Source organism: Pseudomonas sp. IT-P12, assembly GCF_949767465.1.
Classification (GTDB): Bacteria; Pseudomonadota; Gammaproteobacteria; order Pseudomonadales; family Pseudomonadaceae; genus Aquipseudomonas.
Genome location: NZ_CATKPY010000011.1, coordinates 1156582 through 1183228 on the forward strand (window position 1 = coordinate 1156582; position 26647 = coordinate 1183228).

Below are 26647 nucleotides of genomic sequence, written 5' to 3' on the forward strand. Positions count from 1 at the left end.
CCTACGCTTGATCTTACCTTCGGCTTACGGCAACTTGCGCGCTTCTAACGATAAGGAGTCGCCAATGTCCGGTTCAATGGCCCAGGCGTTCGCGCATAATTTTCTCGGGCAATCACCTCGCTGGTACAAGATCACCCTCATCGGCTTTCTGGTGCTCAATGCCTTGGTGTGCTGGACCGTGGGCCCGGTGGCTGCCGGTTGGCTGCTGGTGCTGGAATTCATCTTCACCCTGGCCATGGCGCTCAAGTGTTACCCGCTGATGCCCGGCGGTTTGCTGCTGGTCGAAGCCCTGCTGCTGAAGATGACCACACCCCAGGCGCTCTACGACGAACTGCTGCACAACTTCCCGGTGATCCTGCTCCTGATGTTCATGGTGGCGGGCATTTACTTCATGAAGGACCTGCTGCTGTTTCTGTTTTCCCGTCTGCTGCTCGGCGTTCGTTCCAAGGCGATGCTGGCCCTGATGTTCTGTTTCCTGTCGGCGTTCTTGTCGGCATTTCTCGATGCGCTGACGGTGACCGCCGTGATCATCAGCGCGGCCGTGGGGTTCTATTCGGTGTATCACCGGGTCGCCTCGGGCAACGACCCTCGCCAGGACAGCGAATTCAGCGATGACCGGCATCTGCCCAGGCTGCACCATGACGACCTCGAACAATTCCGCGCCTTCCTGCGCAGCCTGCTGATGCACGGCGCCGTCGGCACCGCACTGGGCGGCGTCTGCACCCTGGTCGGCGAGCCGCAGAACCTGCTGATCGGTCACGAGATGGGCTGGCATTTTTCCGAGTTCTTCCTGAAGGTCGCGCCGGTTTCCCTGCCGGTGCTGGTGGCTGGCCTGGTGACCTGCGTGCTGCTGGAAAAATGGCGCTGGTTCGGTTACGGCACGCTGTTGCCAGACAACGTGCGCGCCGTGCTGGCCAATTACGCCGCCGAAGACAACGCCGAACGCACCTCGCGCCAACGCGCGACGCTGATCGTTCAGGGCCTGGCCGCACTGATCCTGATTGCCGGCCTGGCCTTCCACATTGCCGAGGTCGGCCTCATCGGCCTGATGGTGATCGTGCTGATCACCGCCTTCACGGGCATCACCGATGAGCACCGCCTCGGTAACGCCTTCAAGGACGCCATGCCGTTCACCGCGTTGCTGGTGGTGTTCTTTGCCGTGGTGGCGGTGATTCACGATCAGCAGTTGTTCAGGCCGCTGATCCAGTGGGTGCTGGCTCTGCCGACGGACCAGCAACCGGGCATGCTGTTTATCGCCAACGGTTTGCTATCAGCCATCAGTGACAACGTGTTCGTCGCCACCATCTACATCACGGAAGTCAAACAGGCATTCCTGTCCGGTCACATCAGCCGCGAGCATTTCGACACCCTGGCGATTGCCATCAACACCGGCACCAACCTGCCGAGCGTGGCGACCCCCAACGGCCAGGCGGCGTTTCTCTTCCTGCTGACGTCGGCGATTGCACCGCTGATTCGCCTGTCCTATGGGCGCATGGTGTGGATGGCGTTGCCGTACACCGTGGTGATGGGGGGACTGGGGTGGTATGCGGTGAGTTACTGGTTGTAACCCGCTGTTGAAAAGCGATCGGTGGGAGCGAGCCTGCTCGCGAAGAGGCCTGCAGGCTCGATATCCATGGTGACTGACTCACCGCTATCGCGAGCAAGCCCGCTCCCACAGGTTTTTTGGCGATATTCAATATCTGGGTTCGCCATCAGCCTCTGTGGGAGCGGGCTTGCTCGCGAAGAGGCCTGCAGGCTCGATATCCTTGGTGTCTGACCTACCGCTATCGCGAGCAGGCTCGCTCCTAAAGGGGGCTAACGAGGCAGGATATACCGCTCGATGGCCTGCGCTGCGCCGTCTTCGGTGTTGGCGGCGGTGACGACGTCAGCCTGGCGCTTGACCGCCTCCTCCGCCTGCCCCATGGCAATCGACAGCCCGGCACGCTGAAACATCGCCGGGTCGTTGCCGCCATCGCCCATGGCCGCGGTCTGCGCCAGCGCGACGCCGAGGAACGTGGCCAGCGTTTCCAGCGCCTCGCCTTTGTTGGCTTGCATGGCGGTCACGTCCAGGTAGACCGGTTGCGAGCGCGACACCTGGGCCTGGCCCTCGACCTTCGGCAGCAATTGCGCCTCCAGTTCGATCAACAGCTGCGTGTTGTTGCTCGCCGCGACGATCTTGTCGATGCGCTGCAGGTACGGCTCGAAACTGTCCACGACCACTGGCGGATACCCCAGACCGTGTTGTTCCCGAGGCACCATTGGCCCCTCCGGGTCCTTGACCAGCCAGTCGCCACCGCTGAACACCCAGACCTCGATGTCCGCCAGGTCGGCGAACTGCGTCAGCGTGGTCAACGCCGCCGTGGCGGGCAAGTAATGCGCGACCAGCAGGCTGCCATCGGGATGCACGATCGTGCCGCCATTGAACGCCGCCGTCGGCAAATCGACGCCCAGGGCTTCGATCTGCTGCAACATGGCCTTGGGGGGACGCCCGGTCGCCAGGCTGAACAGGACGCCCGCCTCGCGCAACGAACGCACGGCGTCGAGGGTCCTTTGGCTGAGACTGTGGTCAGGCAGCAACAACGTGCCGTCCATGTCACTGAGCAGAAACCGGATGGGTTGTGGCGTGGCGTCACTCATCCGAGGCCATGCCAGACGCGGCCATCGCGGGTCAGCAGGTCTTCGGCGGCGCTCGGCCCGTCTTCGCCGGCGGCATAGCTCTGCACACTCGCGTCCTGTTGCCAGGCATCGAGGAATGGCTGCACCGCGCGCCAGCCGTTCTCAATGTTGTCGGCACGCTGGAACAGCGTCTGATCGCCCGTCAGGCAATCGTAGATCAGGGTTTCGTAGCCGGTGGACGGCTGCATTTCGAAGAAATCCTTGTAGGCAAAACCCAGTTCGATATTGGCCATTTTCAACGCCGGTCCAGGGCGTTTGGCCAGCAGGTCGAACCACATGCCTTCATTTGGCTGAATCTGGATCCGCAGATAGGTCGGCTGCAGCTCATCGACCTCGGTGTCGCGGAACTGCGCGTAGGGCGCCGGCTTGAAGCAGATGACGATCTCGGTGTCGCGCACGCTCATGCGCTTGCCGGTGCGCAGGTAGAACGGCACACCGACCCAGCGCCAGTTGTCGATCATGACCTTGAGGGCCACGTAGGTTTCGGTGCTGCTGTCGGGCGCGACGTTGTTTTCCTGGCGATAACCGGGCAACGACTTGCCCCCGACCTCGCCAGCGACGTATTGGCCGCGCACCGAGTTGGCCCGCGCTTCTTCGGTGGACCAGGGCCGAATGGCCCCCACCACCTTGGCTTTCTCGCCTCGGACCGCATCGGCGCCAAAGGCTGCCGGCGGTTCCATGGCCACCATGGCCAGCAACTGAAACAGGTGATTGGGCACCATGTCCCGCAACGCGCCCGTGTGCTCGTAAAAACTGCCACGGGTCTCCACGCCGACGGTTTCGGCGGCGGTGATCTGCACGTGGTCGATGTAATGATTGTTCCAGAACGCTTCGAACAGGCTGTTGGAGAACCGGCTGATCAGAATGTTCTGCACGGTCTCCTTGCCCAGGTAATGGTCGATCCGGTAGATCTGGTTTTCCGTCATCACCTTGAGCAGGCAGGCATTCAAGGCTTCGGCGGTGCGCAGGTCGGAACCGAACGGTTTTTCGATCACCACCCGCCTGAAGGCTTCCGGGGTTTCCTGCAGCAAACCGGCGGCGCCGAGGCGGCGCACCACTTCGCTGAAGAAACGCGGCGCGGTGGCCAGGTAGAACACCGCATTGCCGGTGCCGCTGGCGGCGATTTTCTCGGCCAGCGCCTGATAGGTGCTGTCGTCCAGGAAGTCGCCCTGGACATAGCTGATGCCCTTGGCCAGTTGGGCCCACAGTTGCGGATCGAGGGCCTGGTCGCCCTTGCCGACCTTGCTCGCCACTTCGGCGCGAATGAAATCCTCGAGCTTTTGCGCAAAGGCCTCATCGGTGATGGCGTTGTGGTCAACGCCGACGATCCGCAACCCATCCCCCAGCAGGCCGTCGCGACTCAGGTTGTACAGCGCCGGCATCAGCAGGCGCTTGACCAGGTCACCGTGGGCACCGAACAGGAACAGCGTGGTCGGTGGTGCAGGTTCTGCCTTGGATTTGTTGCGGATCAGTCGGGTCATTTTTTCGCCGTCTCCACGTGACCACCGAAGCCGAAGCGCTGGGCCGAGAGGATCTTGTCACCGAAGGTGCCCTGCCCGCGCGAACGATAGCGGGCAAACAGCGAGTTCGACAGCACCGGTACCGGCACCGCCTGTTCCATGGCCGCCTCGATGGTCCATTGACCTTCGCCGCTGTCCGCCACGGAGCCGGAGAAATTATCCAGCTGCGGATCGGCCGCCAGGGCATCGGCGGTCAGGTCGAGCAACCACGACGAGACCACGCTGCCACGGCGCCAGACTTCGGCGATGTCGCCGACGTTCAGGTCGAAGCGCTGGTCTTCCGGCAGTTGGGTGCTGGACTTGGTCTTGAGAATGTCGAAGCCTTCGGCGAAGGCCTGCATCATGCCGTACTCGATGCCGTTATGGATCATCTTGACGAAGTGCCCGGCGCCCGCAGGGCCGGCGTGGATGTAGCCGCGCTCGGCACGGTCGTCTTCGGACTTGCGGTCCCGGGTGCGAGGAATATCGCCCATGCCCGGCGCCAGGCTGGCGAACAACGGGTCAAGGCGCAGCACGGTCTCGGCGTCGCCACCGATCATCATGCAATAGCCGCGCTCCAGGCCCCAGACACCGCCCGACGTGCCGACGTCGATGTAGTGCAGGCCTTTTTCCGACAGCGTCTTGGCACGACGGATGTCATCCTTATAGAAGGTGTTGCCGCCATCGATGATGGTATCGCCCGGTTCGAGCAAGGTGCTCAGGGTGTCGATGGTGTCTTCGGTCGGTGCGCCTGCTGGCAGCATGACCCAGATCGCTCGTGGCTTGGACAGACCGGCAACCAGGGCCGGCAGGTCGGCCACGCCGCTGGCGCCTTCGGCGGCCAGCGTATCGACAAAGGCTGTATTGCGATCGTAAACAACGGTGGTGTGCCCGTTGAGCATCAGGCGCCGCGCGATATTGCCGCCCATGCGGCCCAGTCCAATAATCCCGAGTTGCATGTGCTGATGCTCCCTACTACAAATAAAGTGTGTCAATGGTTATAGCCCAACGCGACTAATGGGGGTTAGTCCAGAGCGTCGGCATGAAGTTTCCGGGCATTGTGCCCGATCCCGATGGATAACGTCGGGAATCGTTGCAAAGACACAACGACCGTGAAAAATAAAAAAGTTCCCTTCCCGGGCAAAAGAAATCAAAATTGGCGCCGATAGTAGATCTGCACCCGATGTCGGGGCAGTTTTACAGTTGAGGCAGCCATTTGCGAGGTGAGCAATGGGCACAGTACAAGCAGCACGGCCAGCACAAACCCTTTACGTCACGATCCGCCGCGATGAATTGCGCCAGTTGAAAGACGAACGCGACCAGTTGAAGCAGGAAGTCGAACAATTGCGCCTGCTGACGCAAGGTCTCCAGGCTCCGAAGCCGGTCACCCTGCGTGCTCCCCACGCCTGATCCCCGCCTGACTCGGAAACAGCCCCGGCGCTGTTTCCGAACGCCATCACGATTCACCCACGCAAAGCTCACGAAACTTTCACAAGCGCTTGTCGATACTCCGCCCCTTTAGGGTCGCCCGGTATCCGAGCGGCACCCGTTCGTCGGCGACTTTGCGGTCCCGGCGGTGGAACGTGATTTCGGCTGGAGCACGCAATGGCTTTGTTTCAACGCAGCAGTTCGACTGAGAAAGGATTCGATTGGCCAGGGTTTCTCTGGCTGTTCCTGTTCTTCTGGTATTTCTCGGGCATCACCCAACTGCTGATCCAGTTGACCGGCACCTCGGGCTTCACCGGGTTTCGCCAAGCCTTCGTGATGAGCGCCGTCTGGCTGGCGCCAATGCTGCTGTTCCCGAAACAGACCCGGGTCATGGCGGCAGTGATCGGCGTGGTGCTGTGGGCCTGCTCCATGGCCAGCCTTGGCTACTTCTTCATCTATCAGCAGGAATTTTCCCAAAGCGTCATCTTCATCATGTTCGAGTCGAACGTCGCTGAAGCCGGCGAGTACATGACCCAGTACTTCGCCTGGTGGATGGTGCCGGCGTTCCTGGCCCATACGCTGTTTGCCTACTTCCTGTGGACGCGGTTGCGCCCGGTGTACCTGCCACGCGGTCGCGCACTGGTGGCGGCGACGGCCATCGTGGTCGCCGTGGTCGGTTATCCCTTGATCAAGCAAACCCTGCGCACCGGCAGCCTGGCCGACGGCTTCGAGAAATTCGAAACCCGCATCGAACCCGCTGTGCCGTGGCAGATGGCCGTGGCCTATCACCGCTACCTCGATACCCTGGCCGGCATGCAGGACATGCTTACCAGCGCCAGCCAGGTTCCCCCGTTGCGCAACCTGAAGGACTCAATGGCCGACCAGCCGGCCACCCTGGTGCTGGTGATCGGTGAATCCACCAACCGCCAGCGCATGAGCCTCTACGGCTACCCGCGCCAAACCACGCCGGAACTGGACAAGCTCAAGGAGCAACTGGCGGTCTTCGATAACGTCATCACCCCGCGCCCCTACACGATCGAGGCCTTGCAGCAGGTGCTGACCTTCGCCGACGAGGAAAACCCCGACCTGTACCTGTCGACCCCGTCGCTGGTGCGCATGATGAAACAGGCCGGCTACAAAACCTTCTGGATCACCAACCAGCAGACCATGACCAAGCGCAACACCATGCTCACGACCTTCTCCGAACAGGCCGACGAACAGGTGTACCTGAACAACAACCGCAACCAGAATGCCGCCCAGTACGATGGCGATGTGATCGAGCCGTTCAACAAGGCCCTCGCCGATGCGGCGCCACGCAAGTTGATCGTCGTGCACCTGCTGGGCACGCACATGAGCTACCAGTACCGCTATCCGTCGAGCTTCGACAAGTTCCAGGACCGCAACGGCGTACCGGCCGGCGTACGTGACGATCAGTTGCCGACCTACAACAGCTACGACAACGCGGTGCTGTACAACGACTTCGTGGTCTCGAGCCTGATCAAGGATTACGCCAAGACCGACCCGAACGGCTTCCTGCTGTACCTTTCCGACCATGGCGAGGATGTTTTCGACTCGGCGGGTCACAACACCCTGGGACGCAACGAAGCCAAGCCGACAGCGCCGATGTACACCATCCCGTTCATCGCCTGGGCTTCACCGAAATGGCGTGAAAGCCACGACTGGAACTTCGCCGACGACCTGGACCGTCCCTACAGCAGCTCGCACCTGATTCATACCTGGGCCGATCTGGCGGGGCTGAGTTTCGACGAGCTGGACCGCAGCAAGAGCCTGGTCAGTGCCGACTTCAAGGCGCGCCCCTTGATGATCGGCGACCCTTATGCACGCGAGCAGAAGGCGTTGATCGACTTCAGCCTGATCAAGCCCAAGGTGAAGCCGGACCCGGCGGAAGTGGTGGTGAAGTAATCCTGTCAGGGGCCGGTTCCGGCCCCTTTTTTCTGCGCCTCCCGCGCCGAATGTCCGAACATGGGTGCCGTTAATTCCCGTTTAACGAAGTCGGGCGGACAATTGCCTTTCGACATGGCTTCATGGATGGAAGGCACCCGTTATCCGTTATGGGAGACGCACCATGAAACGCACACCCGTGATCATGGCCGGCCTGATGACCTTTGTTTCGGTCGGCGCATCGGCCGAAGGCGGCGCTGAACGCATGCGCTATTACTACGAAAGCCTGAGGGCCGGCCAACAGGCCCAACAAACCCGGCAAACCACCGAGCTCAAGGTTCCAGACGATCAAACGGCGCAGGTGACCGAGCGCTACAAACCCTAATGCAAACCGCCTTGACGTGGGAGCGCGCCCCGCTTGTCGGCGCCGCTCCCACCGACCTACGGCAAGGGCCTGGTCCAGAACCGCATCCGGCCGTGCGCCGGGTCGGATTCCATTTCCATCCTCAACTGTGGGAGCGAGCCTGCTCGCGATGAGCCTGAGATCACCGCGCTGAAAAAGCAAGCCTGCGCCATCACTGCCGCCGATTGCCGGCAGCCGGTCTCGCGCCCCCATCAAAAAAGCAAGCGACGCGAAGGTCAATGCCCCCAGATCAACGCTTCGGTCCATCCCAGTTCGGCAAAATCCGCCGCGCGCAGGCCTGACTCGCCGGCACAGAAAAACTCGTCCAGTTGTGGTGGCACGATCGAGGTTCCACTGAGCATCGCGTGCACCTGGCCACGGTGGTGAATCTGGTGCTCGAACAGGTGCGACAGCAGGCGCAAGCGACTGTCGTGTTGCGGGGTTTCGCGGGCGATGGTCACGATCCTGCCCAGGTCAGCATCACGCAGTTGCTCGCAATAGGCGATCAGCCGGCGATCCACCTGGGCCTGTTCGCGCGCAAGGTCTGTGGCGTCGGTACAGGGTTCGTCGACGGTGAAAAACACCAGGCAGTCCGGATGGGGCACGTCCGCGCGCAACTCTCGCTCCAGCGCATCCACATAAAACCAGTCAACGGTCAGGATATGGTTGAGCGTCGCGCGCAGGCTGGGGAAGAAACTCACCCGCGGCGCCGCCAGATCGTCAGGGCTCAACTGGCGCCAGGCCTTGGCCAGCCGATGATTGGCCCAGGCGTTCTGATACGCCATGGTCAGTAAGTGATGGGACAAGGGCTGATTCATGTCGCGCTCCCTGAGTTCAAGCGTCGGCGAAACGTTGCAGCTGCATTTCCTGTAGTCGGCTAAGGGTGCGGCGGAAGGGAAACTCCAGATAACCTTCGGTGTAGAGCGATTCCATTGGCACCTGCGCTTCGAGGTACAACGGCACTTTGCGGTCGTAGCATTCGTCCACCAGCGCGATGAAGCGCCGGACACCGTCGTCATGCACCGACAGCTGGGGCAATTCGCGATCACCCGCCGCCACCCGTTCGGCACCGTCTTCCGTGCCGCGGGCAATGCGCCCTTCGCGCTTTTGCGCGCTGAGGTTGGGCACATCACTCAACAGAATAGCCTTGTAGGTGTCGCACAGGGCCATGAAATCCATGGCCGCCAGAGGCTGTTCGCACAGATCGGCGTAACGGCTCCAGAGCACGCTGTCGCTGGCCTGCACCACGTCCAGTGAACGGTAGCCAACCTTGATCGGCTCGCGGGACACCGACTGGCCGGCGGTCAGGGTCTTGAACACCTCGGCCAGCGCGCCGGGCTGTCCGGGCTCGGCGACCCAATAGCGCTGCAAACCGGTGCCGGGATGCAGGCGATGATCTTCGCCGCCATCCACCGCAATCACCTGCATGTGCCGCTTGATCGCCTCGATGGCCGGCATGAAGCGCTCCCGGTTGAAGCCATCGGCATACAATAGGTCGGGCGGCTGGTTGGAGGTGCACACCACCACCACGCCCTGGTCGAACATTTCCTGGAACAAGCGCCCGAGAATGATCGCATCGCCAATGTCATTGACGAACAACTCATCGAAACACAGCACGCGCACGGCTTCGCTCAATTCCCGGGCCAGCGCTTTGAGCGGGTCGGCGGTGCCTGTCAGCTGAAACGAACGCTGATGCACCCAGCCCATGAAGTGATGGAAATGCTGGCGCCTGGCCGGGACGTGCAGGCCTTGATGGAACTGATCCATCAACCAGGTCTTGCCACGCCCGACCGGCCCCCACAGGTACACGCCCTGCACCGGCGTAGGGCCGCCTGCGTGCAGCGCTTCGTAACACTTTTGCAGGGCCCAGACAGCGTGTTCCTGGGCTTCGTCCTGGACGAAGCCCTTCTGTTCGATGGCGTGTTGCCAGGCGCTTAAGGGAGAGTCGGCATTCATGCGCGGCAGTATGCCATCGCCGCACCACGACGACAGGGAAAATATCCAGCCCCTGATTTCGAGCCCCAAAGCACCTTGACCAAATAAATTACAAGCATCATATTAATACATGTCGAGTGAAATTTATAACGCACCGCGTCTTTTCTTCCAGGAGTCTTCCCCATGCATTACAAAGTATTCGGCCGCAAAACCGGCCTGCGTGTCTCGGAACTGGCGCTGGGCGCCGGCAACTTTGGTACCGGCTGGGGCCATGGCGCCGAGCGCGATGAAGCCCGGCGCATCTTTGAAGGCTACCTGGAGGCCGGGGGCAACTTCATCGACACCGCCAACGGTTATCAGGGCGGACAGTCGGAAGCCATGCTGGGCGAACTCATCGGCCCGGAGCGCGATCGCCTGGTCGTCGCCACGAAATACAGCCTCGGGACCACGCCGGCAGCGAGCATTTCCCACACCGGCAACAGTCGCAAGAACATGGTGCGCGCCGTGGAAGAAAGCCTGAAACGGCTCAAGACCGATCACATCGACCTGTTCTGGGCCCACATGAGCGACGGCGTGACACCGATGGAAGAAATCCTCCGGGGTTTTGACGACCTGGTGCGCGCCGGCAAGATTCATTACGCCGGGCTGTCGAACTTCCCGGCGTGGCGCATCGCCCGCGCCGACATACTGGCCGAACTGCGTGGCTTTGCGCCGATTGCCGCGATTCAGGTCGAGTACAGCCTGGTGGAGCGCAGCGCCGATCGGGAAATGCTGCCGATGGCCGAAGCCCTGGGGCTGGCCGCCACGTTGTGGTCGCCGCTGGGTGGCGGCTTCCTCACGGGCAAATATCGCCACAACGACGGCGACAACCGCGCGAGTAAACTCGGCATGCTGGTTCACGCCGAAAAAAGCGCCCGGGAGACCGCCCTGCTCGACACCCTGCTCGCGGTCGCCAAAGAATCGGACGCCAGCCCGACCCACGTGGCCATCGCCTGGCTCCTGGAAAAAGCCCGGCGCTCGACAACAGCGCTGATCCCGATCCTGGGCTCTCGTTCCCGTGAACAACTGGACGGGACGCTGGGGGCGTTGAACCTGCGGTTGAGTGCCGAGCAGTTGTCGCGACTGGATTCGGTCAGCGCCGTGGAAGCGGGTGTGCCCCATGGCACCATCGCCGGGTCGCAGCCACGCTACTCCGGGACTGAGACCCTGGACCTGCCGATCATTCCAGTGGCCTGACCCCCTACCCTACGTGGGAGCGAGCCGGCTCGCTCCCACAGGTTTTGTGTCACACGGGTTTTCTGGCATCCTTCGCCTCCCTTTTCCGACCCGGCCACCTTTCGGCACGCAAACCACCATGATCGCCTCTGAAAAAGCCCCCGCTCCGCGCCACAGCGACCTGCTCTACGGCCTCGACGACCGCCCGCACCTGACCGCCACGGTGTTCGCTGCGCTGCAACATGTCCTGGCCAGCTTCGTCGGGATCATCACCCCGACCCTGATCATGGGCAGTGCCCTTGGCCTGCAAAGCGAAATTCCCTACCTGATCAGCATGGCGCTGTTCGTGTCCGGGCTGGGGACCTTCGTCCAGGCGCGGCGGATCGGCCCCATCGGCTCGGGGCTGCTGTGCCTGCAAGGCACCAGTTTTTCCTTTATCAGCGTCATCCTCAGCGCCGGTTTCATGGTCAAGGCCCGGGGTGGCGGCACGGATGAAATTCTCTCGACGATCTTCGGCGTGTGCTTTTTCGCGGCATTCATCGAGGTCGCGTTGAGCCAGTTCATCGGCAAGCTGCGGATGCTGATCACGCCGGTGGTGACCGGGACGATCATCACCCTGATGGGGTTGTCGCTGATCAAGGTCGCCATGACCGACATCGCCGGCGGCTTCGGCGCAACCGACCTGGGCGCAGCCAGCCATCTGGGGCTGGCGGCCCTGGTGCTGGGCACCATCGTGGTCCTGAACCGGGTGGATGTGCCGTTCCTGCGCCTCGGCGCCATCGTCATCGCCCTCACCCTCGGCTACTTCGTCGCCTGGCTCATGGGCCGGGTGGATTTCGCCAGCCTGCCCGAGGTGCCACTGATGAGCGTGCCGGTGCCGTTCAAGTACGGGTTCAACTTCGACTGGGTGGCGTTCGTGCCGGTGGCCGTGATTTTCCTGGTGTCACCGCTGGAAGCCGCCGGTGACCTGACGGCCAACTCGATGATTTCCCGGCAGCCGGTCAAAGGCCCGGTGTACATCCGCCGGATCAAGTCCGGCCTGCTGGCCGACGGGCTCAACTCGGCCATGGCTGCAGTGTTCAACAGCATGCCGATGGTCACCTTCGCGCAGAACAACGGCGTGATCCAGCTGACCGGCGTCGCCAGTCGCTACGTGGCGTTTTTCATCGCCGGCCTGCTGGTGCTGCTGGGGCTGTTCCCGATGATCGGCGCGGTGCTGCAACTGATGCCCAAACCGGTGCTCGGCGGTGCTGAGCTGGTGATGTTCGGCACGGTGGCGGTGGCCGGTGTGAAGATCCTCGCCGAAGCCGGCCTGCACCGGCGCAACATGTTGATCGTGGCCATTTCCATCGGCATGGGCCTGGGCGTGGCGGCCGTGCCGGAGGTGCTGCGCGAACTGCCCAAGGCGTTGCACAACATCTTCGAATCGCCGATCACCGTCGGTGCGTTGTGCGCTATCGTGCTGAATATCTTCCTGCCCGAGGAGTTCATCGAGCTGGAAGAAGACGATTTCGACCCGGAAGCCTCGATTCTCCAGGTCATGGAGAACCCGGATGTCCCGGCCAAGGGTGAACCCGCTCCGCCAGAGGTTGTCGCACAGTTGAACCGCTAGGCAAGCTCAAGGCCGAGCCCCGGTGGTTCGGCCTTTTCTTCAAGAGAGCTTGCCCATGCGCCGCATCCACGCCATTGTCCTTTCCCTCCTGCTGCTGTCCCTCAGCGCCTGCGCGCTGCTGCCCGATCGCGACCCGTTGAACATCAACGTGGTGGGCTTCGACCCGCTGCCCAGCCAGGACATGGAAGTGCGCTTTGCCGTGAAAATCCGCGTGCAGAACCCCAACGACACCGCCATCGACTACAACGGCGTGGCCCTGGACCTGTCCGTCAACGGCCAGCCCCTGGCCTCCGGTGTCAGCGATCAGTCCGGTTCGATCGCGCGCTTTTCCGAGACGGTGCTGAGCGTGCCGGTCAGCGTTTCGGCGTTCTCGGTGCTGCGCCAGACCCTGGGCCTGAGCCAGACCCAAACCCTGAACAACCTGCCCTACGTCCTGCGCGGCAAACTGGCGGGAGGCTTGTTCGGCACCAAGCGTTTCACCGATAGTGGCAAGCTCAGCCTGCCGGGATCGACGACGGGCACCTGGTAAACACATCCGCCAAGGAGCCACACCGCGCATGGATGCCCTGCCCACGCTCTACACCGAACGCCTGATCCTGCGCCCGCTGGAGTTGGCCGATGCCGATGGCATTCAACAACAGTTTGCGCACTGGGAAGTGGTGCAGTACTTGAACGCACTGGTCCCCTGGCCCTATCCCTCGGACGGCGCCCTGACCTACCTGCGCGACATCGCTCTGCCGGCGATTGCCCGTGGCGAGGAATGGCACTGGTCGATCCGCTTGAAATCCGCGCCAGCGCAATTGATCGGCAATGTCAGCCTGATGAATGAACCGGACAACAACCGGGGTTTCTGGCTGGGTCCGGCCTGGCAAGGCCGGGGATTGATGACTGAAGCCTGTGCCGCCGTGACCCGATACTGGTTCGAAACCCTGGGCCGCTCCGTTCTGCGTGTGCCCAAAGCGGCGGCCAACACCGGCTCGCGCAAGCTCTCGGAGCGTACCGGCATGCGCCTGATCCGCACCGGGGAAGACGACTTCGTCAGCGGTCGGTTACCCAAGGAAATCTGGGAAATCACTCGGGAGGAGTGGCTGGCGCAGGGTTGAACCACTCACACCGTTGAGGCCCCCTGTGGGGGTGGGCCCGCTCGCGAGGCGGCAGATCAGGCGACCCGATGTTCCTGAACGTCCGCTATCGCGAGCAGGCTCGCTCCCACAGAGAGTGATGTGCCGACTAAGGACAACAGGTTCAACCGGTGAACTTGACCCCTGGCCTGGCCCGCTCATCCACCGTCAACTCGAACACGTCCGGCCGCGCATAGTGGCCCACCACATCGTAGTCATACCGCGCGCGGACCAACTCGTCGGTGTCGATTTCAGCGCTGATCAATCCAGCGCCGCCCCGCAGCGGTCCGGCCAGGACGTCGCCCATCGGTCCGACGATCACGCTGCCGCCGGCGATCAACGGGCGCTCCGCCGGCCAGTTGGCGATTTCCACTCCCAGCGCTTGCGGGGAGTCCTGAACCTGGCAGGCACTGACCACGAAACACCGGCCCTCATGGGCAATATGGCGCATGCTGACCTGCCACATGTCGCGCTCGTCCACCGTTGGCGCGCACCACACCTCGATCCCCTTGGCGTACATCGCGGTGCGCAGCAGCGGCATCATGTTTTCCCAACACACCACCGCGCCGAGGCGTCCGACCTGGCTGTCGATCACCGGCAGGGTCGAACCATCGCCCTTGCCCCAGATCAAGCGCTCCGTACCGGTCGGCATCAATTTGCGATGTTTGGCCACCAACCCCGCCTGCGGATCGAAATACAACGCGGTGCAATACAGGGTGCTGCCGGCACGTTCGATCACACCGATCACCAGGTTCGCCCCGGTCCGCGTCGCGAGCCCGGCCAGCGCTTCGGTTTCCGCGCCGGGCACATCGATGGCGTTGGCAAAATAGCGGGCGAAGGCTTCACGACCTTCGGGCAGTCGATAACCCAGTTGAGTGCCAAACCCCTCGCCTTTCGGGTAACCGCCCAACAGCGCTTCGGGCATGACCACCAGCGCGGCGCCCGATTCAACGATGGCGCTTTCATACGAGAGAATCTGTTCCAGGGTTTGCGCCTTGCCGCCGGGCAAAGCGCCGATCTGCAGCGCAGCAACGATTGATTTGGGCATTGCGATCTCTCCATTCACTTCAGGTGTTGCTCATTCTCCGGCGCCACGGGATCATGAATAAAGCCCGCCTTACTGCTGAATGATATGAATCAAATGAATATCGCAACACTCGACCTCAACTTGCTCAAAGTCTTCGAAGCGCTGCATGAAGAATCCAGCGCCAGCCGTGCGGCGCTGCGCCTGGGCGTGACGCAGTCAGCCGTCAGCGCGGCCTTGCGCCGGTTGCGCGAGGTGTATGGTGATCAGCTGTTCGTGCGCACGGGCCGCGGGCTGGCGCCCACGCTCCAGGCCAACCAATTGAAACCGGTGGTCAGCGAAGCCTTGAACAAATGTCGGCAGAGCCTGGCGATGGTCGATCCGGCGGCGCATCAGTACGACGGCCGCTCGGTGACGGTCGGGTTGTCGGATGATTTCGAAATTGCCTACGGCCGTCGCCTGATCGAAGAAATTGCCCGCTGCGCGCCGAAGTTGCGCCTGATCTTTCGCCAGACCCACAGCCAGATCGTCGCTCAGGCGCTGATGGAGCGCAGCATCGACCTGGCGATCACCGCCGGCGGATTTGCCGAACGCCTGCTCAGCCGGCAGGTACTGGGCGAAGGCGATTATCAGTGCCTGGTCGATCCGATCAGCCTGGCCGAAGGGCAACAGCGGCTGAGCCTGGAAGAGTTCGTCGCGCGCGAGCACATTCTGGTGTCCTCGGGCGGTTTTATCGGGATCACCGATGAGGGCCTGGCGGCGCTGGGCCTGAGCCGGCGCGTTTGCGCTTCGACCACGCATTTCGCGGCGCTGCCGCACTTGCTCAAGGGCAGCCAGGCAGTGGCGACCATTCCGGCGCATGCCGCCCGCAGCATCGCGGCGTTGAGCGGCCTGGCCCTGCTGCCCTGCCCTTTGGCGCTGCCGCGCTATCCGGTCGAACTGGGCTGGCGCACCAGCACACAGCTGGATCCGGTGGTATTGAAGGTCCGCGAGGCGATTGTCGCCTGTTTCGCCTGAGGCCCGGCCTTACTTGCTGGCCGCCATCAAGCGGTTGACTTCACTGCGCACCATGTTGGCGTATTCCGGGGGCGACATGCCGTCGAGTTCGGCCCGGACCCACTCGGCCCATTTGCCTTTGCGCTTGGCCCGTTCGCCGAACAGCCGTGCCGCCTCGCCCTTGGCTTTGCCGAGGTTGTTCTGCCAGAGTTCGAACAGGCGCGACTTCTCGTCTTCCAGCGCCGCACGTTCGGCAAGGGGTTTATTGGCCAGATTGAAGCTCATGGGAATTACCTGCTGCGTAAATAGCCGTCATCTTACACTGTAGGAAGATATCCCCCGCGCTGGATTTCTTCTGGATCGAGCCCGTACGCAAAATCGCTGCAACTTTTACCGTCACCGCAGACTCCATTGTTCACTGCCCATTCATCCTCAAGGAGTAACCCAATGGCCCGGAAAACCGTCGCACAAGCTGCCGAAGATCAAATCAAGGATCAGGCCTTCAGCGAGCTTCAGGCGTTGATCGAAGAATCGGAAAAATTGCTCAAGAGCAGCGCTTCGCTGGTCGGTGAAGAAGCCGACACCCTGCGCGGGCAGATTGCCCAGAAACTGCAGCAGGCACGCGACTCGGTGACCAGCGTTCGCGACCGCACCTTGCCCGCGGTCGAAGCCACCGAGACCTACATTGGTGGCCATCCATGGCAGACCGTGGCGATTTCCGCCGGGTTCGGGCTGGTGGTGGGCCTGTTGCTGGGCCGCAAGTAAGACGAACCTCTCCGTGGAACGAGCCCGTTCGGTTCCACGGGGAGTGCCCCCTGTCAGCGGATTTGCAGCCTGTCAGTCGCCCGCCAATTCACGCAGATTCGCTAACGTCGCTTCATCCAGCGCAATCCCCTGTGCCGCGGATTTCGCCCGCTGGTGATGCCGACGATCACCCGGCAATCGCTTGAGCCCCACGCCATGCATCTGCCTCACCAGTTCCTGGCTGCGCTCGGCGAAGCTCTGCCCTGCCGCCTTGCTCGGGTCGATCACGATCAACAGTTGTCCGGTCCATGGCGTCCTTGCGCCAGGGTGGTTCGACCAGTCGAACTCGAAAGAGAAATGGCCGCCGGTCAACGCCGCCGCCAGCAACTCCACCATCATCGACAACGCCGAGCCCTTGTGCCCGCCAAACGGCAGCAACGCGCCGCCCTCGAGGATCGCCTTCGGGTCCTGGGTCGGCTGGCCGAGGCTGTCCACCCCCATGCCCGCCGGCAGGCGTTCGCCCTTGCGCGCGGCGATCTGCACATCGCCATGGGCGATGGCGCTGGTCGCCAGGTCGAAAACGATCGGGTCGCCGTCGGCCCGTGGCGCGGCGAAGGCAATCGGGTTGGTGCCGAACAGCGGACGATCGGCGCCGTGCGGCACCACGCAGGTCATGCTGTTGACCACGCTCAACGCCACCAGCCCTTCATAGGCGAACGGTTCGACGTCCGGCCACAACGCCGCGAAATGGTGTGAATTACGAATCGCCAGTACCGCGATGCCGGCACTGCGGGCCTTTTCCACCAGCAAGCCGCGCGCGGCCGCCAGGGCTGGCTGGGCGAAACCGTTGCCGGCATCGACACGGACGAACCCGGACGCCACGTCCTCGACCACCGGTACGGCCTGGCCGTTGACCCAGCCGCTCTTGAGGGTCGACACGTAACCCGGGATGCGGAAAACACCATGGCTGTGCGCACCGTCGCGCTCGGCGCCGGCACAGTTTTGCGCCAGCACCCGGGCGACCTCCGGCGAGGTGCCATGGCGCAGAAAGATCTTCTCAAGCAACCCTGTCAGCTCGTCGAGGCCCAGGTTGTGCGAGACAGCAGTAGACACTTGATCGTGTGGCGCAGACATCTGAAGCTCCAGACTGATTATTGGAGGGGGCAACAGCGTGTGAAGACCCGCTGATTTACCACGCGAGACCGGCAGCCTGTCAACCTCTGCCCGCAACCGGCGCACAGCGCCAGCCATCGACGGTGCGTTAACTATCTACCGCCTGCGCGGCGGCGGCAGCTTTTAGTCTCGAGGCTCACCTCAACGGCGCACCCAGCGGCGCCCTGCACGAGACTCGACCATGCCTACACCTGCCACCCCGCTGCTTTTTCCCCAAGCCTTGCAATCGCCCGGCCACTGGACTGACCTGGGCAAAATCCACGGACTGACGCGCAAGGACTTCCAGTGGTTCAGCCACCTGAAGCTGGCCAGTCACACGCTGCGCAGCCAGCAGACGCCCCCGATGCTCGCCGAGCGCATCCGGGTCAGCACCGGCACCCTGTCGCTCCCCCTCGCGGGCTGCTTCGTGTTGAGTTCGACGCCCGACGAGAAGGGCGAAATTCTCTACACCCCCTACGGCGGTATCCGCAAGTTCGACAGCCGCACCCGCCTGACCGAGCACCTCAAGCGCCAGCTCGACAGCGCCGGTGAAGACGATGACCTGCTGGCCTTCATGAGCTTGTCCGCGCGCAAGACGCTGGCGGCGTCCAATGAGATCAAGGTCGGTTTCGAGACCATCGACGGGGACGTTTTCAGCGACCAACAGGCCCTTGTCACGAGCCACCAGCACAGCAACGACCAGGCGCTGCTCGACGAACTGCAACAACTGCCGAGCCTGGCCACGATGCTCGATACGGTGCTCGACGAAGCGTTGAAAGCGGCATTCCCCGGCCTGGATCAGCGTCGCACCCGGGTCGATTTCTACGCCGAAGCCACCCCGCGCCATGTCCCCACCCGGCGCTGGATCGGCTCCCGGTCTCTGAGCGAGGCGCTGCTCTCGTACTACCGCCATCGGCGCTGGCCGATCGGGCAGCGCCCGGAGTTCTACCATCCGCAAAGAAAACCCCAGGCCACCGACCAGCAACAATGGGAGTCCCTCATCTCTGGCACCGCCGACAACCTGACCCGTCATTTGGCTGCGCACCTGCAGCGCTTCTGGAATGACGTGAGCTTCGACGGCGCCACCCGGCGGGCATTTTTCAGCCGGGCCCTGCGCGAAAAGGCACGGGCGCAACTGCTGCTCAAGCGCGAAGCGCAGATCATCACCGCCGAACAGGCCCGTGCCCTGCAACCGCTGATCGACGGCACCGCCGGAACGGCCTCGGCACTCACACTCGAAACGGTGCGCCTCTGGGAATACCCGGCCAACCACGTCGAACTCGCCGGTTCGCTGATGATCAGCCAGGACAGTGCCAACGCGTTTCTCTATACCCCTGCGCAAGGCTTGCAGGTACTCAAGGACTATCAGGACCTGAAAAACACCTTGCAGGAAAAGTCCACGTCGGCCGGGCACGACGATGAGCTGTATGACCTCCTGAGCCTGGAGGAACGCGCGCGGTTCATCGGTTTCGAACAGGCGCAAGTGTCTGGCGCGGCCCTGACCGGCTCGGTGTTCACCAGCCTCTTCGAAGCGATCATCGACAAACAGCTGCAAAACCTGGAGTACGCTTTTCAGGTGTTCCGCCACAGCGACGGCATCGTCGATATCCAGGCCTTTTTCGACAAGGCGCTGGATATCCGCGCCATGCTCAGCGAACACTTGCTGGCGCTGGACGCCAAGGGTCGCTGGAGCACCCGCCCGGTGCTATCGGGTGAGCAACCCTCCAGGGTACTGGCGGATACGGCGGCAGCTCATGCCAAGACCTATCGCGATGTCGAGTTACCGGTGCGTAGCGAATTTGCCGCACAGCCAGTGGCGGCGCCGGCACCGCAACGGGCGTACCTGGAAAACATGAAGCAACGCCTGGCCCATGTGCTGTCCGTCGGCCTGCGGGGCGAAGCCGCTCTCCGGGAACTCAGCGCCCACCTGCGCAACCCTGACTGGTTCCTCGTCGATACGGTGTTCAACCCGGACCGGCCAGACCGAAAAAGCCGTCCCGCCCTCCGTGGTTTCTACCCGGACGTCTTTTCGCCGGTCCTTGAATGTTCCGGCGAGCACAGGCTGCTGCCTCTGGCCCAATGCGTGCTGCTGACCGAGCGCGGCGGCCTCGATGCCCAGCACTCCGGACGCGCCATTCTGTGGACGCCGGCAGCGGGGCTGGAAGTATTCGAGTCGCTAGCCATCGCACGCCAGCAACTGAACCTGCGCCTGCTGGACTCCGACCAGCGCCTGGTGCTGCTGGAAAACCTCGCCCCTGACCAGCGCCTGTTCCATCGACGCTACTCGCTCCACTCGTTTCAACTGATCTCGGGCAATGTCCTGCACCACATCATGCAATCGGCCATCGACCTGTACCTGGCGCGCTGCGAGCAACTGCGGTCGTTGAAGCTGAGCGCCGCCCGACAGAACAAGGCGTTCTACGCGCTGACCCAGACACTCATCGATACCAACCTGCACCGCGCCAAGTGGATCGCCGACGCCATCAGCCACCAGCAATCCCTGCCGGCCTGGCTGGGCCTGGCACCGGTCGACGAGCAGCAACTGCACATCGAGTTGCTGGAGCAATACCGCCACAGCGTGGCCGATGACAAGGACTACCTGCACGACCTGCAGACACTCGAGGATTATGTTCGCCAGACCCTCAAGGGGTTGCTGGCGAAGCGGTTCCCCGGACACTCGCTGGATCCGGACGAGATCGATATCGCCCCCAACCTGGCACTCGCCGGGCCGGCGCAGACCCTGACCGAATTCGCCCTGAACCACATCAATATCGCTCAAGGCACCGGTTTCCGGGTCACTTCCAACACCACACGGACACTGCCGGACGGGCTGAATCCGGCCGCTGTCAGCCAATTGCTGCTGTCACTGAGCATCCCCGGAGACTATGGGAAGAAAATCACCGAAGCCCTCTGCGGCGCCCAGGCCGCCCCACGCCAGTTGCGTTTCGTTCGACAACTGCCCTGGCAACTGCTGCACCACGCCCACAGCCTGAAACTGCAGCAACACCTGTCCTCCAGCGCCTTCGACCTGATCACCCAGGTGCTGGACATGCCGGATGCCATCGCCCGTGCCACCGTGGCGGGCGCCACCGCGATGGTGCGCCCCCTGGAGCTGATCAAGACCGCCGGGGCCAAAGCCGTCCAGGCCCTGGGCCTGTACCTGATCGGCCCCGGTGCCGGAAAAACCGGGCCGCACATCCTGTATGCGCCCTACCACAGCGGCCCGCTGTTCAGCGAATTCGCCACTGAGACCGCCGTGGTGGCGGCGATCAACACCCCGGGCGCGCTCCAGGACCTGGTGCTTCGCCGCCTGCCGGACACCGACCAGGCATCGTTCCGCAACCTGCTGGCGTCCAGCGTCGATGAAGTGAGCGAGATGACCCTGGGCAGCACGCCCATCGACGGTCATCTGCTGACACACTGGTTCGGCGACAACACCCGCCTGCTGACCCATCTGCTTGGCAGTCAGTCCCGGGCTTCCGGCCAGTCGGACTGGGAGGCTGCCAAGCACCTGTTCAGCGCCGGCATCAAACTGATCGCCGGCATTCTGCCCGGCAAGCTGGCCTACCTGCGGTTTCTATGGGGGGCCTACAAAGACTTCAAGGATTCGGCCGAGGCCCTGCAGAATCGTCACTGGAGGCGCGCCCTCAAGTCATTCATCGGCGGTGGCGCGCAAATGGTATCGCTGGGGAAACTGTCGCTGGATGCGCCACTGCTCAACCCGCCGACGACGCCCACCCCGCCGGTTGAAACGCCCTTGGTCGATCCACAGTGGTCGGATGTGCAACCCACCGCACCGGCTCGCACCACGCTGCAGCCCTTCGAAGTGACGACCGTGGCGTTGAAAGACCTGAAAAAAGACGCCCGCGATGGCACCTATGTGGAATCCGCGACTAAGCACCGCTACGCCGCCATTGCCGGAAAGGTGTATCGCGTCGCTAAACCGGGTGTCGCCTGGCGCATCCTCAACGAAGAGGCGAACGGACCGTTCCTGACGAACACCTCGAGCCAGCAACTGGCTATTGATCTGGACTCGCACACCGTGCACTACGGCAAAGCCTTGTCGACCTTGCGCAATCGCTATGCGAACGACAACCAGGCCCGCAGGATCCTGAACGTTGAAGCCCGGGGCATGGAAGAGATTCGCACCCTGCACCCGAAAAAAGCCCGACTGATCATGCAGGCCATCGACATGGCGCGTTACTACGCGTTCAACAGCCTGCACAACCTGGTGCAACTGCGCAAATTGCGTCCGGGCACACGCCTGGATACCTTCCTCAAGGTTTTTTTCGATGTCACCAGTGTCGATCTCGACCTGCTCGACAAGATCAAGCAAGCCATCGTGCCGATCTGTAACGCCCTGGTGGACCCCGGCGAAGACCTGCTGAACTCCGAGCGGTTCGTGGTCGGCTCGACCAGGCGCCTGGGTAACGACCTGATTGCCTTCGTGCTGGACGATGACGCCCGCAAGTTCGTGCATTTCACCGAGCGTTTTTTCGACCAGGGACTCGACTGGTACAAGTCGTGCCTGACCGAGCCCTTCAACGTCGAGGGGCATAGCCAGGCCGCCACCCTCATCCATGAGTTTGCCCATATCTACTCGAAGGCATTGGATATCGCGACGCTGGAGGCCAGGCGCCCGTTCAGCGATCTGATTGCCCCCATCACCGGCTATGGCGCCGCGATGAAACAGTCACAGGTGGATTTCCAGCGAACGGCCCTGTCGCTGTCCTCCCCCCGCGAAGAGCTGTTTGCGCAGTGGAGCAGCACGCTCAACGCGTGGGTCAGCCTGGACGCGATACCGGGGCTGGAACACGTGGGCAAGCAAATTCTGACCCTGACCCGGAGCAAGACCATGGATGATGCACGCAGCGCGTTCTTGAACCGGGTCGACCCGGCTTCCCGAATCGACGTCATTTTGCGCAATGCCGACTCGCTGGCGTTTTTGATTTGCGCCATGGGACGCCAGCTCGACCCGGCCTGACCCTCTCTTTAAACACCCTCGACAAAAATGCGCAGACCCGACGGTCTGCGCATGACTTTTTTTTCACTCTGTTTATGCATACTGCCTGGAAAGCCCGGTTTTCAGGGCCTGCAGTAAAAATAAACAGCTGTTTGATGGGTAAATGCCATGACGGCAGTTCTCGCCGACTTCCTCTCAAGGTTAGAATGCAGGAAATCAGGATGAGTCAATGACCGACAGCCCTATCTCCGAAGCCGAATACGACGCCATTACCGATGCCGCTGCGCATTGGTGCATGCGTTTGCACGCATCCGACTGTACCGAGCAAGAGCGCCAGGCCTTCGAGCAGTGGCGTGATGCCAACCCGCTGCATGCGTTCGAATACGAGGCCATGCTGGAGATCTGGGTGGTGGCCGAAGACTTGCCGCGCACGGACACCGTCGCGCCGGTCACGCCCGTCGCACACCGCCAGCCCGCCTCGTCCTGGCGTCCGCTCGCCATGGCCGCCGCCGTCTGTGCCCTGGCCTTGCCCCTGGCCGCCTACACCGGCTGGAACCTGGGCTGGCTGCCCAATGCCTACGAGCATTTCGAGGCGAGCAACTCAACGCGCCAGGTCACCCTGGGCGATGGCAGCCAGGTCGAACTCAACCTGGGCACCGAGCTGACCTACAGCAATTACAAGGATCAGCGCCGGGTCACGCTGAAAAAAGGCGAAGCGTTCTTCCGTGTCAGCCACGACGCCAACCATCCGTTTATCGTCAGGGCGGCCGAAGGCAAGATCCGCGTCACCGGGACCCAGTTCAACGTCTGGATGTATGAAGACCAGGTGCGGGTGAACCTGATCGAAGGCTCGGTCCTGGTCAGCAGCAACGATGACCTGCCGGGCGACGGTCTGCGCCTGGAGCCGTCGATGCAGGCGCGCTACAAACACGGTGACTTCATCCCGCAAATCAGCCAGACCTACGCCAATGACACGTCACTGGCCTGGCGCCAGGGCAAGCTGGTACTCGATGACCTGGCGTTGTCCGACGCCCTGCCGCTGATCAATCGCTACCTGAGCAAGCCGTTGATACTGGCCGACAACAACACCGGCACGATCCGCCTCGGCGGCATCTACAACATCAAGGAACTCGACAGCCTGGTGGGCACGCTGCCCAAGGTGTTGCCGGTGTACCTGACCCGCAACAAGGACGGCAACCCGGTCCTCAACTCCATCCCGCAGCAAACCCCGAGAAGCTGAGAAACCCCGTTTCCGCGCGCTTCCCTTGTGGGAGCTGGCTTGCCAGCGATGGTCGTCAACGATGACGCTGGCAGCCTGACCCCGCGCGGTGTTGCAAAGTCCATCGTGAGCATGCTCGCTCCTACACAGGGCCTGCGCTATTGCCGGGCCACCTGCGTGTCCTGCTCGCGGATCGTCTGCACCTGATAGTGTGGGTCCGACGTGATCTGCCGTTCGGTGAATGGCAACACACTCAGTTGTTTTCTGGAAAACGCCTGGGTCTGGTCATTGGCATGTTTCGACGCCGGGTCGCTGGACAGCGAGAACGCCAGCAGCCCTTTGGCCTGTGGGCCCTGGTCATCGAAAGTGACGATCTGCAGGTAACTGGTGCCACTGACCACCTCGCGTTTGCCGTCGCTCCTCGGCACGCTCTGAATCGCGTTGTATACGCCCAGGGTGCCCGGACCACCATGGATCGGCGTCTGCACGCCGCCGCTGCTGGCCACCTGGATGTCACCCCAGCGACTGTCGGCCTGTAGTCCCGACGACTTGACCTGCTCCACCGACGCCAGCATTGCCTCGCGCAAGGCCTTCACCACTTCCGGGCGATCGATCGCCAGGCCGCGCGGGGTACCTTGCGGATCCTGCGGATCGAACGCCACCCGCCAGACATCCGGCACTTCCTGCAGCGCAGCCATGAGGTTCTGGAAATGCACGAAGCCCAGCCCGCTGTCGAGGTTGGCATGGCGATCCCAGCGTTTCAGACTGGCGCACACCGCACTCAGCGTCGACGCATCGGCGCCCAGGCCCTTGGCACAGAATTGCAACAGGTCGGGCATGACCTGCCCGGCCTGATACACCTCATCGTCCATCACCATGTGTTGCAAGTCCGCCACCGCCATCTTGCCGGCCTTGTTCTGCGAGCCCAGTCGTTCCAGCGCAAAGCGTGAACGCAGGCCCAGCGGCTGGCCGTCCTGGCTGATCAGCGGCGAGAAACCGGTGAGCGGCTGCGCCGGGTTGGCCATCCAGGCCGAATCGTTGGAGTGCTGCACGAAATCCCTGCGCAGCAGTTGCGGCATCCGGTCGGCCGCGTAAATGCCCTTCTGCGCGGCGTTCGGGTCGATGTCCCAGGCGCAGGCGCTGTTGGAACCGTCGAGCACGATCAGCTGCAACCCGGCTCGCGGATCGCTGCATTGCGCCAGTTTGGCAGCACTGACGTTCGGCACTACCGACAGGTTCATGTACAGCGTCTGCCCCTGGTCGTCCGCCGCCAGGGTGTTGACCCACGGAATGCCCTGGATCTGGTGGACCGACGCCTGCAACGCTTCAAGGCTGCCCGCACGGTTCATCGCGTACCACTGCTGCAACACCCGGTCGTTTTCGAGGTTGGCGTCGCGCAGGCTGTAGGCGAACTGATTATCCCAATCCAGTTTCCCCGGCCACTGCACGATCGGGCCGAACAGCGAGCTGTAGACCACGCGCGAAACCGCCCGGGTTTGCCCGTCAGGTTGTTTGACATTCACTGTGACGGTCTGCCGGTGCATCGGCAGGGATTTGCCGTCGAGCAGATAACGGGTCGAATCCTTCGGATCGAGTTGCAGGCGATACAGGGTGAAGTGCCTGGACGAATCCACGGTGTGGGTCCAGGCCAGGTGCTGATTGAAGCCGATGTTGATCATCGGCAGGCCGGGCAACGCGGCGCCCATCACGTCCAGTTTGCCCGGAATGGTCAGGTGCATCTGATAGAAACGCATGCCGCCGACCCACGGGAAATGCGGGTTGGCCAGCAACATGCCGCGCCCGTTGAACGAGCGTTCGCTGCCCACGGCAACGGCGTTGCTGCCGCGATCGAGGGCAAAGCGCTGAATGCGTTGATCGGCGACCTGAAAGGACGCGGAGTTCCCTGCGTTGCTCGCGGCGGCCTTGGGGGGCATGGCGCCGGCCAACGCCTCGGCAAACTGCCCCACGCCGCCTTCGACCAGCAGGCGACGGGTCAACCTGACCAGGTCCTGGACGTTGATCTCCCGCACCCAGTCGCCCTGGCACTGCTGTGGCAGCCCTTGCGCGCGACGCTCTGTCAGCGAGCGGTTGTAGCCCGCCACATACCCTTGCATCAGGTCGCGGACCTCGGCGGTTTGCGCCTGCCAGAAAGCGTCGACGGCCTGTGGTGTATTCAGCCAGTTGAAAAACACATCGCTGACCTGGTTTTCGCGTTCTTCGACCGTGAACTGTTCCGGGCCGAAATACCGTGAACGCTCGCCGTTCACCGTCACCACTTCATTGGCCAACAGGCACAGGTTGTCCTGGGCATAGGCATAGCCGATGCCGTAGCCGAGACCGCGCTCGTTGTCGGCGCGAATATGCGGCACACCGAAGCTGGTCCGGCGGATGTCGGCCGTCGCCTGTTCCGGCTGGCTGCGCGCGGTTGCCGCGAGACTCAAGCCCGCCAACAAGGCGGCAAGGCTCAATCGGGTGAATTGCCTGGTAATGATCACGCTCGCTCCTGATTCAGATGCACGGCAAATCTGCTGTTGTGCAGGCGCGAACAAGCGCGCTCATGCATTAGGAGAGGAACGAAATCGGCAAGAAAAATTTAAGGCGCCGCAGGTCGATTCTGCGGGGACTTCACAGGTTTGCGACGTGGCGGCAACGAAATTTCTACACTTCAGTCTTCATGATTTGAGTGGCTCGTACGTCTTATTGGATAAGAGCACCCAAACACTCAATCCGGTTCAGGCTCTGATAAAGGAGTTTTTGC

The 26647-nt window shown here is 62.6% G+C and carries 21 protein-coding genes; 12 read left to right on the plus strand and 9 right to left on the minus strand.

Features of this window, described 5'->3' with window-relative positions; all coding sequences use genetic code 11:
• The first annotated feature begins 64 nt into the window (after window positions 1–64).
• Window positions 65–1567 (plus strand): sodium/proton antiporter NhaB, encoded by a 1503-nt coding sequence (gene nhaB / locus ACM6IM_RS08310; protein WP_414864788.1) that lies wholly within the window; start codon window positions 65–67, stop codon window positions 1565–1567.
• Window positions 1568–1815: 248 nt separating this feature from the next.
• On the opposite strand, the gene ACM6IM_RS08315 is transcribed toward nhaB, so the two are convergent.
• Genes ACM6IM_RS08315 through gnd form a run of 3 tightly spaced genes read right to left on the minus strand, consistent with a single transcriptional unit; the run spans window position 1816 to window position 5134 of the window.
• Window positions 1816–2637 carry an HAD family hydrolase gene (locus ACM6IM_RS08315; RefSeq protein WP_414864789.1) on the minus strand — a complete coding sequence of 274 codons (822 nt, stop codon included), beginning with the start codon at window positions 2635–2637 and terminating at the stop codon, window positions 1816–1818.
• Window positions 2634–4157, minus strand: coding sequence for a glucose-6-phosphate dehydrogenase (gene zwf, locus ACM6IM_RS08320; RefSeq protein WP_414864790.1), 1524 nt, complete (start codon window positions 4155–4157; stop codon window positions 2634–2636). The genes ACM6IM_RS08315 and zwf overlap by 4 nt, the downstream gene beginning before the upstream one ends.
• The gene (gene gnd / locus ACM6IM_RS08325; RefSeq protein ID WP_192308556.1) at window positions 4154–5134 is read right to left on the minus strand and encodes a phosphogluconate dehydrogenase (NAD(+)-dependent, decarboxylating); all 981 of its coding nucleotides are present in this window, start codon (window positions 5132–5134) and stop codon (window positions 4154–4156) included. Before gnd ends, zwf begins: the two co-directional genes overlap by 4 nt.
• A 271-nt stretch (window positions 5135–5405) precedes the next feature.
• Here gnd and ACM6IM_RS08330 point away from each other — a divergent pair, with 271 nt between their 5' ends.
• The 3 genes from ACM6IM_RS08330 (at window position 5406) to ACM6IM_RS08340 (ending at window position 7890) form a co-directional block, all read left to right on the plus strand.
• Window positions 5406–5585 carry a DUF6026 family protein gene (locus ACM6IM_RS08330; RefSeq protein WP_192308554.1) on the plus strand — a complete coding sequence of 60 codons (180 nt, stop codon included), beginning with the start codon at window positions 5406–5408 and terminating at the stop codon, window positions 5583–5585.
• Window positions 5586–5780: 195 nt separating this feature from the next.
• Window positions 5781–7526, plus strand: coding sequence for a phosphoethanolamine transferase CptA (locus tag ACM6IM_RS08335; RefSeq protein ID WP_414864791.1), 1746 nt, complete (start codon window positions 5781–5783; stop codon window positions 7524–7526).
• 163 nt (window positions 7527–7689) lie between these two features.
• A complete protein-coding gene (locus tag ACM6IM_RS08340) occupies window positions 7690–7890 on the plus strand; it encodes a hypothetical protein (protein WP_414864792.1) in 201 nt (66 codons plus the stop codon).
• A 254-nt stretch (window positions 7891–8144) separates the two neighbouring features.
• On the opposite strand, the gene ACM6IM_RS08345 is transcribed toward ACM6IM_RS08340, so the two are convergent.
• Together ACM6IM_RS08345 and zapE are read right to left on the minus strand one after the other, a co-directional pair.
• Window positions 8145–8726: a DinB family protein gene (locus ACM6IM_RS08345; protein ID WP_414864793.1), complete on the minus strand. Its 582-nt coding sequence runs from the start codon at window positions 8724–8726 to the stop codon at window positions 8145–8147.
• 16 nt (window positions 8727–8742) lie between these two features.
• Window positions 8743–9864: a cell division protein ZapE gene (zapE, locus tag ACM6IM_RS08350; protein WP_414864794.1), complete on the minus strand. Its 1122-nt coding sequence runs from the start codon at window positions 9862–9864 to the stop codon at window positions 8743–8745.
• Between the two features lie 162 nt (window positions 9865–10026).
• Here zapE and ACM6IM_RS08355 point away from each other — a divergent pair, with 162 nt between their 5' ends.
• The 4 genes from ACM6IM_RS08355 to ACM6IM_RS08370 all read left to right on the plus strand — a co-directional run bounded on the left by ACM6IM_RS08355 (window position 10027) and on the right by ACM6IM_RS08370 (window position 13773).
• Window positions 10027–11079 carry an aldo/keto reductase gene (locus ACM6IM_RS08355; RefSeq protein WP_414864795.1) on the plus strand — a complete coding sequence of 351 codons (1053 nt, stop codon included), beginning with the start codon at window positions 10027–10029 and terminating at the stop codon, window positions 11077–11079.
• 118 nt (window positions 11080–11197) lie between these two features.
• Window positions 11198–12670, plus strand: coding sequence for a nucleobase:cation symporter-2 family protein (locus ACM6IM_RS08360; protein ID WP_192308541.1), 1473 nt, complete (start codon window positions 11198–11200; stop codon window positions 12668–12670).
• Window positions 12671–12725: 55 nt separating this feature from the next.
• Entirely contained in the window at window positions 12726–13199 is a 474-nt protein-coding gene (locus ACM6IM_RS08365) for an LEA type 2 family protein (protein WP_414864796.1), read from the plus strand.
• 28 nt (window positions 13200–13227) lie between these two features.
• On the plus strand, window positions 13228–13773 hold the full coding sequence (locus ACM6IM_RS08370) for a GNAT family N-acetyltransferase (RefSeq protein WP_414864797.1): 546 nt from the start codon (window positions 13228–13230) through the stop codon (window positions 13771–13773).
• Between the two features lie 142 nt (window positions 13774–13915).
• Here the strand turns inward: ACM6IM_RS08370 and ACM6IM_RS08375 are convergent, their stop codons facing one another.
• Window positions 13916–14839: a carbon-nitrogen hydrolase family protein gene (locus ACM6IM_RS08375; RefSeq protein WP_414864798.1), complete on the minus strand. Its 924-nt coding sequence runs from the start codon at window positions 14837–14839 to the stop codon at window positions 13916–13918.
• Between the two features lie 84 nt (window positions 14840–14923).
• Between ACM6IM_RS08375 and ACM6IM_RS08380 the strand changes: the two genes are divergently transcribed.
• Window positions 14924–15832, plus strand: coding sequence for a LysR family transcriptional regulator (locus ACM6IM_RS08380; protein WP_201188712.1), 909 nt, complete (start codon window positions 14924–14926; stop codon window positions 15830–15832).
• A gap of 9 nt (window positions 15833–15841) precedes the next feature.
• On the opposite strand, the gene ACM6IM_RS08385 is transcribed toward ACM6IM_RS08380, so the two are convergent.
• The gene (locus ACM6IM_RS08385) at window positions 15842–16096 is read right to left on the minus strand and encodes a hypothetical protein (RefSeq protein WP_192308531.1); all 255 of its coding nucleotides are present in this window, start codon (window positions 16094–16096) and stop codon (window positions 15842–15844) included.
• A gap of 162 nt (window positions 16097–16258) precedes the next feature.
• Here ACM6IM_RS08385 and ACM6IM_RS08390 point away from each other — a divergent pair, with 162 nt between their 5' ends.
• Entirely contained in the window at window positions 16259–16576 is a 318-nt protein-coding gene (locus ACM6IM_RS08390; RefSeq protein WP_192308529.1) for a DUF883 family protein, read from the plus strand.
• Window positions 16577–16648: 72 nt separating this feature from the next.
• Here the strand turns inward: ACM6IM_RS08390 and ACM6IM_RS08395 are convergent, their stop codons facing one another.
• Window positions 16649–17689, minus strand: a complete 1041-nt coding sequence (locus ACM6IM_RS08395) for an Ldh family oxidoreductase (RefSeq protein WP_414864799.1) — start codon at window positions 17687–17689, stop codon at window positions 16649–16651.
• 220 nt (window positions 17690–17909) lie between these two features.
• On the opposite strand from ACM6IM_RS08395, the gene ACM6IM_RS08400 reads away from it, so the two are divergent.
• Together ACM6IM_RS08400 and ACM6IM_RS08405 are read left to right on the plus strand one after the other, a co-directional pair.
• The gene (locus ACM6IM_RS08400) at window positions 17910–22691 is read left to right on the plus strand and encodes a hypothetical protein (protein WP_414864800.1); all 4782 of its coding nucleotides are present in this window, start codon (window positions 17910–17912) and stop codon (window positions 22689–22691) included.
• 208 nt (window positions 22692–22899) lie between these two features.
• Window positions 22900–23910 (plus strand): FecR family protein, encoded by a 1011-nt coding sequence (locus tag ACM6IM_RS08405; RefSeq protein WP_414864801.1) that lies wholly within the window; start codon window positions 22900–22902, stop codon window positions 23908–23910.
• Window positions 23911–24047: 137 nt separating this feature from the next.
• On the opposite strand, the gene ACM6IM_RS08410 is transcribed toward ACM6IM_RS08405, so the two are convergent.
• Window positions 24048–26384: an acylase gene (locus tag ACM6IM_RS08410; protein WP_414864802.1), complete on the minus strand. Its 2337-nt coding sequence runs from the start codon at window positions 26382–26384 to the stop codon at window positions 24048–24050.
• Window positions 26385–26647: the final 263 nt, after the last annotated feature.